At 69.1% G+C, this 14,840-nt stretch carries 17 protein-coding genes; 6 read left to right on the top strand and 11 right to left on the bottom strand.

Annotated features, from left to right (window positions below; translation table 11 throughout):
- The first annotated feature begins 42 nt into the window (after positions 1 to 42).
- Both ACQP2T_RS35290 and ACQP2T_RS35285 read left to right on the top strand, forming a co-directional pair.
- Positions 43 to 186, top strand: a complete 144-nt coding sequence (locus ACQP2T_RS35290) for a hypothetical protein (RefSeq protein WP_433509219.1) — start codon at positions 43 to 45, stop codon at positions 184 to 186.
- Between the two features lie 4 nt (positions 187 to 190).
- Positions 191 to 880: an FAD-dependent monooxygenase gene (locus tag ACQP2T_RS35285; protein WP_433519867.1), complete on the top strand. Its 690-nt coding sequence runs from the start codon at positions 191 to 193 to the stop codon at positions 878 to 880.
- A 67-nt stretch (positions 881 to 947) separates the two neighbouring features.
- Here ACQP2T_RS35285 and ACQP2T_RS35280 read toward each other — a convergent pair whose 3' ends face one another.
- From ACQP2T_RS35280 to ACQP2T_RS35265, 4 genes are all read right to left on the bottom strand, one after another.
- Positions 948 to 2,399 (bottom strand): HAMP domain-containing sensor histidine kinase, encoded by a 1,452-nt coding sequence (locus ACQP2T_RS35280; protein ID WP_433509218.1) that lies wholly within the window; start codon positions 2,397 to 2,399, stop codon positions 948 to 950.
- Positions 2,396 to 3,079 (bottom strand): response regulator transcription factor, encoded by a 684-nt coding sequence (locus ACQP2T_RS35275; RefSeq protein WP_433509217.1) that lies wholly within the window; start codon positions 3,077 to 3,079, stop codon positions 2,396 to 2,398. The genes ACQP2T_RS35280 and ACQP2T_RS35275 overlap by 4 nt, the downstream gene beginning before the upstream one ends.
- Positions 3,080 to 3,373: 294 nt before the next feature.
- On the bottom strand, positions 3,374 to 3,682 hold the full coding sequence (locus ACQP2T_RS35270; RefSeq protein WP_433509216.1) for a hypothetical protein: 309 nt from the start codon (positions 3,680 to 3,682) through the stop codon (positions 3,374 to 3,376).
- A 200-nt stretch (positions 3,683 to 3,882) separates the two neighbouring features.
- Entirely contained in the window at positions 3,883 to 4,779 is an 897-nt protein-coding gene (locus ACQP2T_RS35265; RefSeq protein WP_433509215.1) for an aminoglycoside phosphotransferase family protein, read from the bottom strand.
- Positions 4,780 to 5,156: 377 nt separating this feature from the next.
- On the opposite strand from ACQP2T_RS35265, the gene ACQP2T_RS35260 reads away from it, so the two are divergent.
- Positions 5,157 to 5,573, top strand: coding sequence for a hypothetical protein (locus tag ACQP2T_RS35260; RefSeq protein ID WP_433509214.1), 417 nt, complete (start codon positions 5,157 to 5,159; stop codon positions 5,571 to 5,573).
- A 63-nt stretch (positions 5,574 to 5,636) separates the two neighbouring features.
- Here ACQP2T_RS35260 and ACQP2T_RS35255 read toward each other — a convergent pair whose 3' ends face one another.
- Positions 5,637 to 6,455, bottom strand: a complete 819-nt coding sequence (locus ACQP2T_RS35255) for an MBL fold metallo-hydrolase (protein ID WP_433509213.1) — start codon at positions 6,453 to 6,455, stop codon at positions 5,637 to 5,639.
- Between the two features lie 117 nt (positions 6,456 to 6,572).
- Between ACQP2T_RS35255 and ACQP2T_RS35250 the strand changes: the two genes are divergently transcribed.
- On the top strand, positions 6,573 to 7,163 hold the full coding sequence (locus ACQP2T_RS35250) for a helix-turn-helix domain-containing protein (RefSeq protein ID WP_433509212.1): 591 nt from the start codon (positions 6,573 to 6,575) through the stop codon (positions 7,161 to 7,163).
- A gap of 167 nt (positions 7,164 to 7,330) precedes the next feature.
- Here the strand turns inward: ACQP2T_RS35250 and hemE are convergent, their stop codons facing one another.
- The 3 genes from hemE to ACQP2T_RS35235 form a co-directional block, all read right to left on the bottom strand.
- Entirely contained in the window at positions 7,331 to 8,437 is a 1,107-nt protein-coding gene (gene hemE / locus ACQP2T_RS35245) for a uroporphyrinogen decarboxylase (protein WP_433509211.1), read from the bottom strand.
- 97 nt (positions 8,438 to 8,534) lie between these two features.
- Complete coding sequence (locus tag ACQP2T_RS35240; protein ID WP_433509210.1) at positions 8,535 to 9,659, bottom strand: winged helix DNA-binding domain-containing protein; 1,125 nt, start codon at positions 9,657 to 9,659, stop codon at positions 8,535 to 8,537.
- On the bottom strand, positions 9,656 to 10,639 hold the full coding sequence (locus ACQP2T_RS35235; RefSeq protein WP_433509209.1) for a zinc-binding dehydrogenase: 984 nt from the start codon (positions 10,637 to 10,639) through the stop codon (positions 9,656 to 9,658). Before ACQP2T_RS35235 ends, ACQP2T_RS35240 begins: the two co-directional genes overlap by 4 nt.
- 92 nt (positions 10,640 to 10,731) lie before the next feature.
- Between ACQP2T_RS35235 and ACQP2T_RS35230 the strand changes: the two genes are divergently transcribed.
- Positions 10,732 to 11,703 (top strand): helix-turn-helix transcriptional regulator, encoded by a 972-nt coding sequence (locus tag ACQP2T_RS35230; protein ID WP_433509208.1) that lies wholly within the window; start codon positions 10,732 to 10,734, stop codon positions 11,701 to 11,703.
- Positions 11,704 to 12,214: 511 nt separating this feature from the next.
- Here the strand turns inward: ACQP2T_RS35230 and ACQP2T_RS35225 are convergent.
- A complete protein-coding gene (locus ACQP2T_RS35225; protein ID WP_433509207.1) occupies positions 12,215 to 12,721 on the bottom strand; it encodes a hypothetical protein in 507 nt (168 codons plus the stop codon).
- Positions 12,722 to 13,189: 468 nt separating this feature from the next.
- A complete protein-coding gene (locus ACQP2T_RS35220; protein WP_433519866.1) occupies positions 13,190 to 13,477 on the bottom strand; it encodes a MerR family DNA-binding protein in 288 nt (95 codons plus the stop codon).
- 71 nt (positions 13,478 to 13,548) lie between these two features.
- Here ACQP2T_RS35220 and ACQP2T_RS35215 point away from each other — a divergent pair, with 71 nt between their 5' ends.
- Positions 13,549 to 13,785 (top strand): putative quinol monooxygenase, encoded by a 237-nt coding sequence (locus ACQP2T_RS35215; protein WP_433509206.1) that lies wholly within the window; start codon positions 13,549 to 13,551, stop codon positions 13,783 to 13,785.
- Positions 13,786 to 13,955: 170 nt separating this feature from the next.
- Here ACQP2T_RS35215 and ACQP2T_RS35210 read toward each other — a convergent pair whose 3' ends face one another.
- The gene (locus ACQP2T_RS35210; protein WP_433509205.1) at positions 13,956 to 14,672 is read right to left on the bottom strand and encodes an NADPH-dependent F420 reductase; all 717 of its coding nucleotides are present in this window, start codon (positions 14,670 to 14,672) and stop codon (positions 13,956 to 13,958) included.
- Positions 14,673 to 14,840: the final 168 nt, after the last annotated feature.

Here is a 14,840-nt window from a genome sequence, read left to right as displayed (position 1 = left end):
TGGCCGGGTTGTCGCGGCACCGACGCGACCGTCACCGGTCGAATGACGGTGGTCGACATGGTGGACCAGGAGAAGCTGCGGCCAGGAGTCCACGACACGCCGCACGGCGTGCACGGGCTCGGGGTGAGTCAACTGCGCACAGTGGAGTTCGACGGCCCGCGGCAGGTCGAGCCGCTCACCCGTTGAGGAGCTGCAGGACAGCATCCGGCGGGTGAGCGGCACCGATGTCACGATCACCACGATGTCGTCCGGCACCCGCTGGATCGACACGGCGCGGCAGGCGACCACGTGCCGGGCCGGCCGGGTCCTGCCGGCCGGGGACGCGGCCCACGTGTACGCGCCGGTCGGCGGACAGGGCCTCAACGTCGACGCGGCGAACCTCGGCAGGAAGCTCGCGGCCGTGGTACACGGCTGGGTCGGCGAGGACATCCTCGACACGTACACCACCGAACGGCATCCGGTCGCGGCGCGCCTGCTGCAGAACACCTGGGCCCAGATCGCCCTGATGCGAGCCGACCCGCAGACGAGGGCGCTGTGGGAGATGTTCTCCGACCTGATGGACCTCGACGACGCCCACTGGTACGTCGCCAACATGCTCGCCGGCATGGACGTCCGGTACGACCTGGGCGACGACCACCGGCTCGTCGGCACCCTGTGCCCGGACATGAAGCTGACCCTGGAGCGGCCCGACCCGGACGTCGTCACTGCGGTGACCCGGTCGGCGGACCTGCTGCGTGAGGGTCGTGAGCTCCTGCTCGACCTCGTCCACCGCGCGGAGGTCCGCGACGCCGCGGCCGCGTGGACCGGACGGGTCAACACCGTCACTGCCCGCACGGACCGGGTGGACGTCGACACGTTGCTCATCCGGCCCGACGGATGAGGAGCCTGCGCTGCAACGGTGAGCGCGGCGGCACGGACGAGTTGTCCTGCGCCGCCGCCAGGGCGGGTCAGCGCACCGCGGTGTCCTCCCGGGCAGTGAGCCGCGCGATCGGGGCGGGCGGGGCCGCGGCCGGAAGGTCGACCTGCAGTAGCGCGCCACCGCGTGCCGAGCGGGCGACGGTGGCCCGGCCGCCATGGGCGTCGACGACCCGCTGCACGATCGACAGCCCCAGACCGGATCCCGGTAACGCCCGGGCGCTGTCGGCACGGTAGAACCGGTCGAACACCCGCGGTACGTCGGCGGCGTCGATGCCCGGCCCGGCGTCGTCGACCTCGAGCACCGCCGACGCGCCCTCGGCATGGAGCCGGACCTGGACCGGCTGGTCCGCGGGGGACCATTTGCCGGCGTTGTCGACGAGGTTGAGCACCGCCCGTTGGAGCGCAGCGGGACGCCCGCTCACCCACACGGAGGTCACGTCGAGCGCGATCTTGATGTCGGGCACCCGGGAACGCGCCCGGGTCGCGGCGGCCACCACCACGTCGGCGAGGTCGAGCAGCTCGGTGCTCTCGTCGCTGACGTCACCGCGCGCCAGGTCGGTCAGCTCGGCGGCAAGGGTGCTCAACTCGGCCACCTGGGCGCCGAGATCGTTGAGCAGCCGGGTCCGGCTCTCCGCTGGCAGTGCGCTGTCCAGGGTGCCGCGCCGATCGAGCCGGATCAGCAGCTCGACGTTGAGGCGCAGGCTGGTGAGCGGGGTCTTGAGCTCGTGGGCGGCGTCCTCGGCGAGCAGCCGCTGGGCTCGCCGGGAGTCCCGGAGCGCGGCGAGCATGTCGTTGATCGACTGGATCAGCCGCCGGATCTCCCCACCGCCCTCATCCGGGATGTCGGCGTCGAGATCCCGGGTGTGCGCGACACGGACCGCGGCGGCAGTCAGCCGGTCGATCGGTGTCAGCCCGGTCCGCGCCACGGTCCGCCCGACAAGGGCGCCGCCGACCACGCAGAGCAGCCCGATCAGCAGCATGCCCAACCCGAACTGGTTGATCGGGCTGTCGTCGGCGACGCGGGCCACCTGGACCGCGCCGTCGCCCGCCCGCAGCGTGTAGATGAGGTAGCCGTCGTCGTCGCTGTCGTGCGACTCCATCAGGCCGGCCGACGCGCCTTGCGCCACGCGCCCGGCGCGCTTGCTGACGGGGGGCAGCGCGGGTTGGCCGGCCGGCGTCCGGGTCGAGCCGTCGGGCAGGATGACCCGCACCAGCCGACCGGATCCGGGATACGGCGGTAGCCGGACCTGCGCCAGACCGGCGCGCTTCGCGTTCGCCGCCAGGACGCGGGAGTCGGCGCGTAGCTGATTCTCGGCGGTTTGCCGCAGCTCCCAGTCCAGTAGCTCGCTGGCCACCTGGAAGGCCAGGAACACGCTGACCGCGATGGCCGTCGCCGCGATCACCGTCAGCCTGGTCCGCAGGGACCGCTGGCGCCACCATCGGGTCAGCCGGCGCGGTTCCCGGCCGGCGGGCCTGCTCACGGAGGAGTCTCCCGCAATGTGTATCCCAGGCCGCGCAGCGTGAAGATCAATCGCGGCTCACCCTCGGCCTCCATCTTGCGGCGCAGGTAGCTCACGTATACCTGGAGGTTGTTGCTGGTGGTGCTCATGTCGAAGCCCCAGATCGCCTCAAACAGCACGTCGTGGGTCAAGACCCGGGTCGCGTTGCGCACGAGGACCTGCAGCATGGAGAACTCGGTCCGGGTCAGGCGCAGCGGCCGCCCGCCCCGCCACGCCTCGAATCTGTCAGGATCGAGCCGGACGTCGGCGAACGACAGGATCTGCGACTCCCCGTCGGTCGGCGTGCGCCGGCGCAGCAGGGCCCGCACCCGGGCCAGCAACTCCTCGGTGGCGAACGGCTTGGACAGGTAGTCGTCGGCGCCCGTGTCCAGTCCCGTGACCCGGTCGGAGACCTGGTCACGGGCGGTCAGCATCAGCACCGGCAGATCCTGGCCCGCGGCCCGCAACCGCCGGCAAGTCTCCAACCCGCCGAGGCGGGGCATCATCACGTCGAGGATCAGCAGATCCAGCGTGTCACCGCCGGCCCCACCGACCCGGTCGAGCACGGCGAGACCGTCGGCGACGGTGCTGGTGTCGTAACCCTCGACCTGGAGCACCCGCTCCAGCGACTCACGGATGGCCGCGTCATCATCCGCGATCATGATCCGCACGCCGGCCCGCCCCCTTCCAGCCGATGCTTTTGCCGCTCATTCTCCCCGATCAACCTGAGGCCAGGATTAGAGCCGTCGCCGCTGTGGTGCCCGCGGGCCGTGCTCTTACGGATGCCTAAGTGGTCCGCGCCGTTAATTCGTCGGGAGTAGGGACCAGCCGGTGGGGTCGTTGAGGTAGAGGCCGCAGACACAGTCGAGGGCTTCTTCGGGGTTGCCGGCGGGTACGCCGCTGGGCAGGATGTTGTCTTCGTATCCGTCGCGGCTGGCCAGGTAGATCGCGAAGCTTCAGATGCTCGCCGAGCCGTTGTATCGCAGCCGGTACAGCGACAGGATCGTCCCGTCGCTGAGGTGCCTGTCGATATAGGCGAGCACGCCTCGGTAGCGCACGCTGACAGCGGCCAGAACGGGCCAGCGGGCCTGGGCGTGCTGGGTCAGGTGTTGCCGCTGGCTGATCTTGGTCAACTCGGGTGGCGGCTTGGGTACGACCTCGATCCCGCCCCACCGGGGGCGGCGTGTCGCGGCCGAGACCGGCGGCTCGTTCTGGCAGAACATGCCGATGCCTTCGTCCAGCCGGTACCAGATCGAGCTTTCCATCGATGAACGAGCCGTGCTGCTCGCGTTGATCCAAGGCGGCCATGGTGCTCGACCTGTATGCCCGGCTCTTCGACGCTGAGCCGCTCGGTCCAGGCCCAGCGCGGCCGGCTGCGGCCGTGGACCTTGGCATCCCCAGCCCGCGAAGGTGGGCTGCCGCACGGCCCTGAACCAAGATCGAGTACGAGTTCAAGAAGTGTGCGTCAAACGCCCTTCAGAACGCGATCAAGTGCTGCCCGGCCTGCGGGTCCCCAGTGAGGCTTCCCGCCGGGAAGACCTCGGTCTCCGGCCTGACCCATGAGTATCAGGAAGAGGCTCTTCATGGCGGCCAGCCCACGGGCGCGCCGAATCGCCGCCTCGTTCGCATGCGCGTACCTGTCGAAGAACCGTGCGGCCGTGCCCGCGGGGAGCAGCACCCATGCGGCGGCGAGGTCCCACGCCGGATCACCGGCGAACAGGTCACCGAAGTCGATGATGCCCGAGAGCGTTCCGTCCGAGACGACGACGTTCGCGGGATGGAGGTCGCCGTGCACCCAGACACGCGGGCCCTCCCACGCGCCGGCCGCGACGGCGTCGTCCCAGACGTCCCGGACATCGGCGGCGATGTCGTCGAGGGCAACGGCCTGGAAGAAGTTCTCGAAACCGACCGTGCAGTTCCTGGGATGGGCACCGCGATCCGTAGCGATCGGCGCCTCGGCGGGCGCCTCCACATGGAGCGCCTGGAGGAAACCCGCCAGAGTGTCGGCCGCGTGGGCGCCGCGGCTGATCGAGCCGTGGTCCAGCGGCTCGCCGGGAACCCACGTCATCACGGTCCAGTGCTTGGGGAAGCGCTCGGACGGTTCGCCGAACCGCACCGGGGTCGGCACCGGGAGCGGCAGGCGCGGGGCCACCACGGGTAGCCACCGCCGCTCCTTGAGCTGGCGCTCCGGGCTGGGGTCCATGCGCTGCATGCGTACGGCCAGCTCGTCCCCGAGGCGCCACATTTGGTTGCCCCAACCGCCCACCACCTCACGGATGGCCAGCCCCGCAAGGTCTGGATGCTGCTCCTGCAGCAAGTCGCGGACCAGGTCTGCGGTGATCTCGATCTCGGTGTCGGTCATGCGAAGTCACAGTACTGAGGCGGCAGGCGGAGTGGCCCTCGCTCTCCGGAACATCTCGCTGTCATTCCTCTGGCATCACCCATTCGGCTGCAGATCGGAGGCTTTGGGACGGAACGGCCCCAAGTTCAGAGAAGCCGGCATTCGTTGCTCGCTCCTCCAGCCGGAGCCGGCCCAGCGCGGCCGGCTGGAGGAGAACCGTGACAACCTTGTCGCCCGCATCGCCGAGGCCGAGCACGAAGGCCGGCTTGGTGAGGTCGAGGGCCGTCGCCTGGGCCCTTGGTCGGCCGCAGCAGGTTGGAGACCGCGTTCAGGGCCCGCAGCACCCCGCCCTGAATATCCGTGGTCGTCGCAAACCCGCACAGCCTACGCTCCTCCCCATGCGCACTGTGTTCGTCTTTCCTGCCGGTGAGCGAGCTGAGACCGTCGCCTCACTTGATCAGCTCCTGCCTCAACAGCGCGGACCGTGGACGCTGGACGGCAAGCTCTATATCGACATCGACGATGAGCAGACCGGTCACCTCTTCTCCGATTGGGATCCCGAGGACGTGGCGGTCCTCGAAGCGGCCGTCGGACACCACCCCACCTGGGCGGTGCAGATCGACATCTCCGGACGGATCGACGGCACCGCGGAGGTTTGCCAAATGGTCGCGCTGCTGCTTGAGCACGGAGGCGTGGCAACAGACGACTACTCCGTCCACCCCTGGACCCTGCGGGAAATCGAGTCTGAAACAGTGATCGACGGCCTTCGCTTCTTCGACTTTCGCGGCTACCACGAACTCAACCGCGAGCATTGACGTCCCGGAATCGATCAGCACCCAAAGCGTAAGTTCAGAGAAGCCCGGAGCCGACAGGCTCGGTCAGCCGATCGGTGGTGCGAGGTATTCCAGCGCATAACCGTCGCCGGAGCGGGTTACACGGGCGATGCCGGGTGAGTCGAGATGGGCGCCGGCTACGAAGTGGTGTGGTTGGGTCAGTTGTTCGAGGAGGGCCGCTCGCGCGGCGCGGGCCTGGGGCTGGTCGCCGTCGAGCTCCCAGGACACGTTCGGCTGATCGAATTGGAGCGTGGGAACGTGAACGGTGTCGCCCCAGGCGAGAAGGTGGCCGGTGCCGCTCCTGACGTCGTAGACGGTGTGACCGGGTGTGTGGCCCGGTGTCGGTATCGCGGTGATCCAGTCGTTGATCGCGACCTTCTCCGACACGGGTACGACCCGGTCGCGGATCGGCTCGAGCCGCCCGGTGAACACCGAGGTGTCGCCCGCGCCGATCCACACGCGCTCGAGTTTGGTGAACGCCTCTGAACCGTCCGGCGCGATCAGGCCGCTCACGTGGTCTTCGTGTTTGTGGGTGATGGCCACATCGGTGACATGCGCGCGGTCGATTCCCGCTTCGTCGAGCGCGTCGTAGATCAATCCCATGGTGGGGTCGTGCCAGGCGTTGGACGCGCCGGTGTCGATGAGAACCGACCGCGTGCCGTCGGTGACGAAGAAGGCGTTGACCGACAGCCGCAAGTTGTCGCCGGCCAGCGGGACGGCGGCCGGCAGCTCGTCGAGCGTGCGCCCATCCTCGTCGCGGAGCCGTGACGGCGGCATGTCGATGTACCCGTCTCGCAACGAGATCACCTGCAGATCGCCGAATTCGAAGGTGGCATAGTGCCGGCCACTCGAGATCAAGCGCATGGAACCTCCGTCGTGTTGGGCGCAGCGCATGTCGCGTGTCTCCAATAGAAGATTCTATCTTCTTTAGGAGAAACTCTACACTGTGGGCAGCGAGGTACCCAACGATCAAGGAGCACGGTGGCCGAGCAAGACGGAAACGCGGACGACCTGGCCGGCGCGTTCGGCGGTAACGTGCGGCGACGCCGCGAGGAGGCGGGCCTGACGCTGGAGCAGCTGTCCACACAGTCGTCGGTCAGCCGGGCGATGCTGTCCAAGGTCGAACGCGGTGAGAAGAGCCCGACGATCGGCGTCGCGTCCAGGATCGCCCACGCGCTCGACGCGTCGCTCTCGGACCTGATCGGCGCGCCGGCTGCCGCCGCGTCTGGTGTGGCCATTGTCATGCGTAAGAACGATCGCCCCGTTTTCCGTGACCCGGAAACCGGCTTCGAGCGGCACATGGTGTCAGCGGCCCCGGGCGCGGGAGGAGCCGAGATGGTCGTCCACTACCTCCCCGCGCAGGTCTCTACCGGACTGCTGCCCGCGTATCCGCCCGGTACGGAGAAACAACTCGTGGTGCTCGAAGGCACCCTCACCGTCGCGATCGGCGGGATCAGCGAGACCCTGAACACGGGCGACTCCCTGTTCTTCCAAGCCGACGCGGACCATGGCTTCGCCAACCGAACGAACGATCCCTGCGAATACATCATGGTCATCTCGCGCAGAACCTGATCGGCAGCAGCCGCCCCACCCATGCGGCTGACCGTCGGCGGCCAGGCACCGACCGCCCCGGCGCTGCTCGCCAACTGGCTGCCTTATCGCCCACACCAAACAAGAAGCCCCAGGCTAGATCCTCGGTAGGCGGAGCGCACGAGCCGACGCCGGCGCGTCCAGGCTCTCTACTGCGTCAAAGCCGCCGGCCAGGACCGTACCTGCTGGGCCAGAGCGGCCACATGCTCGGGGGGTGTGGTCTTGACGATTCCGTGTCCGAGATTGAACACGAACGGCCCACCACTGAGCGCGTTCAGGATGCGGTCTGTTTCCGCGTGGAGTGCGGGCCCGCCCGCGACCAGGAGCTGAGGATCGAGGTTGCCCTGCACGCACCGGCCGAGCTCCTGCTGCACCTTCCGCGCGGCCCACTCCACAGGCACTGTCGAGTCGAGCCCGACGCAGTCCACGCCGGTCGCCTCGGCGAAGCCGTTGTAGGCGAGCCCGGCGCCGCGCGGAAAGGCGATGATGGGAACACTCGGATGCTTCGCCTTCAGCGCCGCGACTATGGCGGTAACCGGCGTGACGCACCAACGCTGGAACAGCGGGCCGGGGAGTATTCCGGCCCAGCTCTCGAAGAGTTGGATCGCCTCGGCACCCGCCTGAATCTGACGGTCCAGGAACTCGATGGTGGCCGCCGTGAGCAGGTCGATCAGGGGTTGGAATCCCTCCGGATCGCTCAGCGCCCACTGCTTGACGATGGAGTGCTCCGAGCTGGCGCCGCCGCGCCCTTCGACCATGTAAGCCGCGACCGTCCACGGCGCACCGGCATAGCCGATCAACGCGACCTCGTCAGGCAACGCGCGAGTGAGTCGTCTGACGGTCTCATAGATCGGGGCCAGTTCTTCGTGCAAGCGGGACGCGCTCAAGAACTCGGTGATGTCCGAAGCCGAACGGATCGGGGGCGCGAGGACAGGGCCGTCACCGACCCGGTACTCCAAGGTCTGCCCCAACGCCGCCGCGATCTGGGGAAGATCCGCGAACAGGATCGCGGCGTCGAGCGTGAAGCGGCGGAGCGGTTGCAAGGTGACCTCGACCGCGTGCTCGGGCGAATTGCACAGCCCCACCATCCCGCCCGCGGCCTCGCGGACGTCGTGGTACTCCGGCAGGTAGCGTCCGGCCTGCCGCATGAGCCAGATCGGTGGTCGCTCGGTGCGCTCGCCCGCGAGCGCACGCAACAGCAGCTTCTTCGGCCGCGCCTCGCCCGCCACGTGATCGACGTCCGACTTTTCCCGCATACCGACGCCCACGCGCCTCCGTCCTGACCAGATACGCGAGCCCCAACCAGCCCGATCAGCACACGCACCCCAACAAGCGAAGGTGTGCGCTACCACCCTATCTACGCCCACCACCCAGAACGGTCGGCGGACCGGTGACGGCCGGGTCGCTGTAGGAGACGTTCTTGCCGCCCACGAACGGCAGCAGGCGCTTCGTCTCCTGTTCCAAGGCCGCCTGATCGGTCGCGGACAGCGGGCGGAACGGCGTGAGGAGCAGGGTGTCACCTTGGAGGGACCAGCTTCCGTGCACTTGGCCGTCCACCAGGAAGGTGGGCCGTACTCGTGCCTGACCAGGCATCACGCGCTTTCGGTCCGCGTGGCTGATGATGCGGGACCGGTCGGCGTGGCCGAGCAGGGCGTTGTCGAAGGCCGGCAGCAGCCGTACAGGAGCGGGCGTGTCGGGGTCGGGCAGTTCCGCGTCGGCGACGTCGATCAGTTCCCTGCCGTCGGGGTCGCGGTAGTGGCGCAGTTCGGCGCGCATGCCGGAGACGATCTCGCCGAGGCGGGTCAGCCCGGACCAGGCCTGTACGTCCATGACCCCGGCTGGGCCGAATGCCGCCAGATAGCGGCGGACGAGGTCCTTGGCGGTCGCCGGGGCCATGGGCCGGCCGAGCCAGATCTCGGCGGGCGTGACGGAGACGGCCGATCGGGTGCCCCAGGATCCCCATGTGCCGACGGCCGGGTTGTGGATGAGAGGGGTTCTGAGCTCGACCTCCCCGGCGAGGACGCGCCCGTCGCGGCCTGGGTGGCGTTCGGCCAGCCGCCGGGCCAGTTCCTTTCGCGGTGTCGTCTCGCCCGCCAGCAGCTCAAGCCCGGTGGCGACCAGTGAGGCGGTGTCCAGGCCCGCGTTGTCGCGGGCGAAGTACGCCGAGCGGGCGGTGCGGTCGAGGACGGGCTGCAGTAGCGGCCGCAGCCGGCGGAAGTCGTCGGCCGCGGCGAGGTGCTGAGTGCTGCGGAGCAGGCCGGAGCGGACCACCTCACGGTCCTGCAGCAGTGTGGTGAGCTGGGCGTGGGTGAAGTCGCGGATCCTGTTCCACAGCCCGACGTAGGGCCAGTTGGGCTCTTGCGCCTGCAGCGCGACCAGGCGCCCGATCACCTCCAGCGGGGTGTGATCGGTGCGGGCCAGCAGGAACTGGCGGCCCAGCAAGGCCCGATTCAGAGCCCTGCGCGAGAGAGTCCTCATGACAGCCGCACTGAGACATTGCCCCGGTAGGAGCCCTGGAGCAGGGACAAGAACGCCTGCGGCACGTCTTCGACCCCGCCCTCGATGACCGTCTGCGGATAGACGAAGCGGCCCTCGCCCAGCCAGGCGCTGAAGTGTTCCCGCCAGGCGGCGATCTGGTCGGGGGTGTGATGGCAGGAGAACGGCAGCAACTGGATGCCCCTGGCCTGGGCCGCGGCATGGTCGGGCGCGGGGAAGCGTTCGGCCGCGTCGCCGAGCTGGCTGGACAGCGAGCCGCACAGCGCGAAGCGGGCGCCGGGCCTGGCCGCCTGCAGCGCGGCCTGGTACTGCTCGCCGCCCACGACGTCGAAGAACACCGAAATGCCCTCAGGCGCGAGCTCCCGTAGCCGCTCGACCGGCGAGCCGTCGCGATAGTCGAACGCGGCGTCGAAGCCGAGCTCGTTCACCAGATAGTCGACCTTGGCCGGGCTGCCGGCGCTGCCGATCACCCGCGCCGCGCCGAGGCACCTGGCGATCTGCCCGGCCAGTGAGCCGACCCCGCCCGCCGCGCCGGAGACGAACACCACGTCGCCCTCGCCGACGCCCGCCACGTCGGCCATCCCGTAGTAGGCCGTCGGCCCCTGACCGAGGTAGTAGCCGGGGTCCGCGACGGGATCAAGCTTCATGTACTGGGCGGCCGGGCCCGCCGAGTACTCGCTCCAGCCGGTCATCGACTGGACCAGGTCGCCGACCGCGAGCTCGGGACTGTCGGAGCGGACCACGGTGCCGATGGTCGCCACGCCCACCCGCTGCCCCGGCTGCCAGGCCGGGACCGGGATCGTGCAGTCGGCCCGCATCAGCTCCAGGTACGTCGCGGCGAGCCCGATCTGGTCGGTGCGCACCAGGACCTCGCCGTCCACCTCCGTCTTGGCGACGGTGAAATGGTCGAGCGTGGGGGCGCCGGTGACCTGGGCGGTCAGCTGGATCTCACGGGTGATCATTCTTCTGTCCTTACCTCGGGCGTTGCCATTGAGATCGACCCTAGGGAGACTTCCGGCCACTTTTTGACCGGAAGTCAGGCAAGGATGGGGGCATGGCGAACACCAGCTCACGGACCCTCCGACTGCTCTCGCTGCTGCAGACCCACCGGCACTGGCCCGGTCTGGAACTGGCCGACCGGCTCGGCGTCTCCGAGCGGACCCTGCGCCGCGACGTGGACCGGCTGCGCGAGCTCGGCTACCCGGTTGGCGCGGCCCGGGGCACCGACGGCGGCTACCAGCTGGCCCCCGGCGCCGTGCTGCCGCCGCTGCTGCTCGACGACGAGGAGGCGGTGGCGCTGGCGGTGGGCATCGGCGACGCGGCGCAGAGCGGGATCGCCGGGATGCAGGAGGCGTCGCTGCGCGCACTCACCAAGGTGGTACGGGTCCTGCCGCCCCGGCTGCGGGCCAGGGTGGACGCCCTGCGGGCGATGACCCTGGCCGTCGCCGCCTCCGGGCCGATCGTCGCGGCGGAGGTGCTCACCGCGGTCGCCCAGGCCTGCCGGGACGAGGAGCGGCTGCGCTTCGGCTACACGGCCAGGGGCGCGGCCCCCACTGAGCGCGAGGTCGAGCCGCACCGCGTGGTCGCACTCGGCGGACGCTGGTACCTGGTGGCCTACGACCTGGGCCGGCATGACTGGCGCAGTTTCCGCCTCGACCGGCTGACCGAGCCGGCCGCGACCGGCACCCGCTTCCGTCCGCGCACGCTCCCGGCCGAGGACGCCGCGGCCTTCGTCCAGGCGGCCGGCGGAGCCCCGGCGCCGTACACGGTCCAGGCGCTCGTCCACGCCCCCGCGGCCCGGGTACGGCAGGCGGTCGGCCAATGGGGCACCATCGAACCGCTCGATCAGGACCGCTGCCGGATCACCATGACCTCGACCTCCCTCGACTGGCCGACCCAGGCACTGGGCAACGTCGGCGCCGAGTTCGAGGTGCTGGGACCGCCGGAGTTCGCCGCGCACGTCCAGGAATGGGGCGCCCGCTTCATACGGGCCACCCGCGCACCTGAGCGACCGTTCCCACGGTAGCCATATCGCCTCCGGTGGGCGTGGCTCAAAAGGGCCTCCGCTTCGCTCCGGGCGTTCTTCTGGGGGCGCCTTCGGACGCCCTACCCAGGCAGGCTTCGCCTGCACAGCCCCTTGCCGACCTTGACCGGCCCGGCATGGACGGCAGGTGCGACGTCACGATTGTGGGGTGTCGACCTACCGAAGACATGTAGTCCAGGTCGTACTCTCCAAGAAAGCGTTGGACAGCCAGACACCGCACAGAACCAGGCCATGGACGTTCGGGTGAGCAGAACGCGGCGATCGACGGCAACATCCGTTGGCACGACGCCCCGCGCCCAACCGAATGTCAACGGCCAAGTGCTCGATTTGGCCACCGTCCGCCACGGGGTCAGTTTTCCAAGGCCTGGCATCATCCAGGACGGCCCCTGCGACGCCCCGCACTCGTGCTCGTCCACGACTCCGGCTCATCGACCCGCGCTGGTTCCACTGCTGACCGAGTTCCACCGGGAATTAGCGGGCCGCCAACGAGTGGCTATGACCCATCGCTCTCAACCAGCACGTCCACGTTCCACTTCTCGGGCAGATCACTGCCGCAGAAGACGCAGACGAAGTCGCTCTCGCGCACGATGTTGTGCTCCTGGCACCCAGGACAGCGTCGGAACACCACTTCGTGAGTGAAGCTGGACGGACGCCCGAGCCCTGCACAATCGAGAGCCTGGGCGACCGACGACCAGGAGTCAACGTCCGGGCAGTACCCGGTTGAATGGTTGCTGACGTCGCCCACGGCCCATCTGCCTGCCTCGCGGGTGAAGCTGATCTCGCCGGCGCTCAGGACCGATCGTCCGCCCGCACAGGCCACGTGCTCGCTTCGTCGCGGCGCCAGCCGAAGAACGCCGTCTGCGCCGACCACGAAGGTGAACGGCTCAACCAGCTCCGCCGCGGAACGCTCGGCGACCCAGCGGTCGAAATCAGCCGCCGAGCCGATCCGGCAGCCGCCGCTGCCAGGCCGGATCGCGGCCTTAAGATCGGCCGGTCCCACGTACCGATAGTTCCACCCCCGCATGCTCACCTGAGCCAACCTAGAACACTTCCGATACACGCCTTCTAGTCGTAGCGGCGTTACCGCGGGCGGATGCTCTCGAGCACCAACCCTTCCCTCATCCACCGTCGGCTCTGCCGCATATCGGTAGTGACGAGATTGGGGAACGGAGATTGGCGAAGACGATAAATGCCACCGACCTCGCCGAGGCAAGGCAGCAGGCGCTGTTGCGGGTCTGGGCACGCCGCATTGCGACTGGCCGGCATCGAACGATCCACGCGGCGGCGAGCCGGATGGCCGGGTTCTGGGTTGGACCTGCCACTGCGATGAGGTCGTTTATGAGTTGATCGTGTTCGGCCGACTGCGGTTCATTCGCAGGACCGATCGTCGGGACGGGCGGATGGTCACACACGAGAGCGACCGTTGGCCCGCAGGCTCGGCGACGGCTTCCCGACACGTGACGGCCGGTCAGACGCGGGTGAGTGCTCGGGTGGAGACTTCGAGGATGTCGCCCAGAGCGGTGCGGGCCTGGGTGAGGTCGGCTATGCGGGCGTCCAGCTCGGCGTACTGGGTTCTGAGGTGGTCGAGAACGCAGGCCTGGAGTTCGGTGCCGTCGCCGGCGAAGCAGGGCATGAGCTCGCGGATGACCTTCGTAGGGAGCCCGGCGGCGAGCAGGGTGCGGATGCGGGCGACGGTGGCGGGGGCCTCGGGATCGTAATGGCGGTGGCCGCCTTCGCTGCGGTGGGAGGTGAGCAGCCCCTGGGCCTCGTAGTAGCGGATTCCTGACCCCCAAGCCCGGACACGCCGACGAGCTCGGGAAGCTCCTGATGGACCTCGTCGAGCCGTCTCGAGGGCACGAGGGCAGCCTTCAGTACCACCTCCACGAGCAGGAGGACGGCCGATTCTTCCTCTATGAGGTCTGGCGTTCGCGGGAGGACCTCGACCGGCACAACGCGACCCCGCCGCTGCGCGCCTTCATGGACGAACTGCCTGAGCACATCGAAGGAGCGCCCGAGGCCTACTTCGGCGCGATGAGGAGTCCCTATCCGGCCATCGCGGCCTGATCAGGCTCGCAGCAGACTCGGCCACCCGCCGGGGCTGTGGGCACTGACCGTGTTGACGTCGGCGTGCTGGGCGGCCGGTGTGAGCGTGCTTGAAGCGGTCGCTCAAGAGCGACTCCGATCCGCACGGCCGCCTCCATCCCGGCTTACCTCTCACCCCGATGTCAGGTTTGTTAGAAGGTGCGCTCGGCGACCTTCACCCGCTGGCTCGCCTGCAACGCGGCGCGAAGCTTGTCGGCCGGTAGCGGCGCGGTGGGGGTCTGAAGTATGCGCTCGACCGGTACGTCGGGGTCATTGAGGTAGATCTGGATGTAGGCGCCGGACTCGGGCTCGAAACGCCAGCTCTCGCTCAGAGTTCCGGCGTCGACGGTGTCGAAGCCGAGCCGCTCGATCAGCTGCGCTGCCCGAGCCTTCGCGCCGGGGTCGTCGCCGGCGATGGGCAGGGCGCTGCGGTCCGGGGCTCTGGTGTGCCGGGCGAGTTGCGGGATGTGGTGGGCCAGGATGTTGTTGAACGCCTTCACCAGCAAGGCGCCGGGTAAGAGCTGCTGGGCCAGCTCGGTCGTGGTCACCTTCTCGGAGTCGAGTTCGGCGATCCGGCCGTCACGGAAGGGGTAGTAGTTGCCGGTGTCCAGCACGGTCCGGCCCCGCAGCAGATCAGCAGGCACCGAGCTGTAGGCGGTCAGCGGGATGCTGAGCAAGGTCGCCTCCCCAGCGTGGGCAGCCTGCTTCACGGTGCCTGCCGTGGCTCGCGACCCCAGTTCCTCGACCAGAGCGGCCAGGCTCTGCGGGCCACGCGAGTTGGCGATCACCACGTCGATGTCCGCCGCCACCGCCAGCCGCGCGACCGCCGAGCCGATCTGTCCGCTTCCGATGATTCCCAGAGTCGACATCGCCGATTCCTCCCTCTAAGTGGTGGCCTCCTCCGAGCCCAAACACCTGTGAACGTATCGGCCGCCCTGGGTCGCGTTAAGACCTCATATCAGTGTCAGAGGCGAATCGGCGCTGCGCGATGGAGCGGCGCGCATATTCTCGATCGAGCCGCCCGGAGTAGCGACCAC

The sequence above is a fragment of the Nonomuraea sp. CA-143628 genome, from assembly GCF_050942315.1.
GTDB lineage: Bacteria > Actinomycetota > Actinomycetes > Streptosporangiales > Streptosporangiaceae > Nonomuraea.
The sequence above is the reverse complement of the archived record's forward strand: the minus strand, read 5'-3'. Positions and strand labels throughout refer to the sequence as shown.

Excerpts from the sequence above, each read along its gene's own strand:
- ACQP2T_RS35270 (WP_433509216.1), bottom strand. The coding sequence starts at position 3,682 with ATGGAAAGCTCGATCTGGTACCGGCTGGACGAAGGCATCGGCATGTTC.
- ACQP2T_RS35240 (WP_433509210.1), bottom strand. The coding sequence starts at position 9,659 with ATGAGGACTCTCTCGCGCAGGGCTCTGAATCGGGCCTTGCTGGGCCGC.
- ACQP2T_RS35290 (WP_433509219.1), top strand. The coding sequence starts at position 43 with ATGACGGTGGTCGACATGGTGGACCAGGAGAAGCTGCGGCCAGGAGTC.
- ACQP2T_RS35275 (WP_433509217.1), bottom strand. The coding sequence starts at position 3,079 with ATGATCGCGGATGATGACGCGGCCATCCGTGAGTCGCTGGAGCGGGTG.
- ACQP2T_RS35265 (WP_433509215.1), bottom strand. The coding sequence starts at position 4,779 with ATGACCGACACCGAGATCGAGATCACCGCAGACCTGGTCCGCGACTTG.
- ACQP2T_RS35235 (WP_433509209.1), bottom strand. The coding sequence starts at position 10,639 with ATGATCACCCGTGAGATCCAGCTGACCGCCCAGGTCACCGGCGCCCCC.
- ACQP2T_RS35255 (WP_433509213.1), bottom strand. The coding sequence starts at position 6,455 with ATGCGCTTGATCTCGAGTGGCCGGCACTATGCCACCTTCGAATTCGGC.
- ACQP2T_RS35230 (WP_433509208.1), top strand. The coding sequence starts at position 10,732 with ATGGCGAACACCAGCTCACGGACCCTCCGACTGCTCTCGCTGCTGCAG.
- ACQP2T_RS35215 (WP_433509206.1), top strand. The coding sequence starts at position 13,549 with ATGGACCTCGTCGAGCCGTCTCGAGGGCACGAGGGCAGCCTTCAGTAC.
- ACQP2T_RS35210 (WP_433509205.1), bottom strand. The coding sequence starts at position 14,672 with ATGTCGACTCTGGGAATCATCGGAAGCGGACAGATCGGCTCGGCGGTC.
- ACQP2T_RS35260 (WP_433509214.1), top strand. The coding sequence starts at position 5,157 with ATGCGCACTGTGTTCGTCTTTCCTGCCGGTGAGCGAGCTGAGACCGTC.
- hemE (WP_433509211.1), bottom strand. The coding sequence starts at position 8,437 with ATGCGGGAAAAGTCGGACGTCGATCACGTGGCGGGCGAGGCGCGGCCG.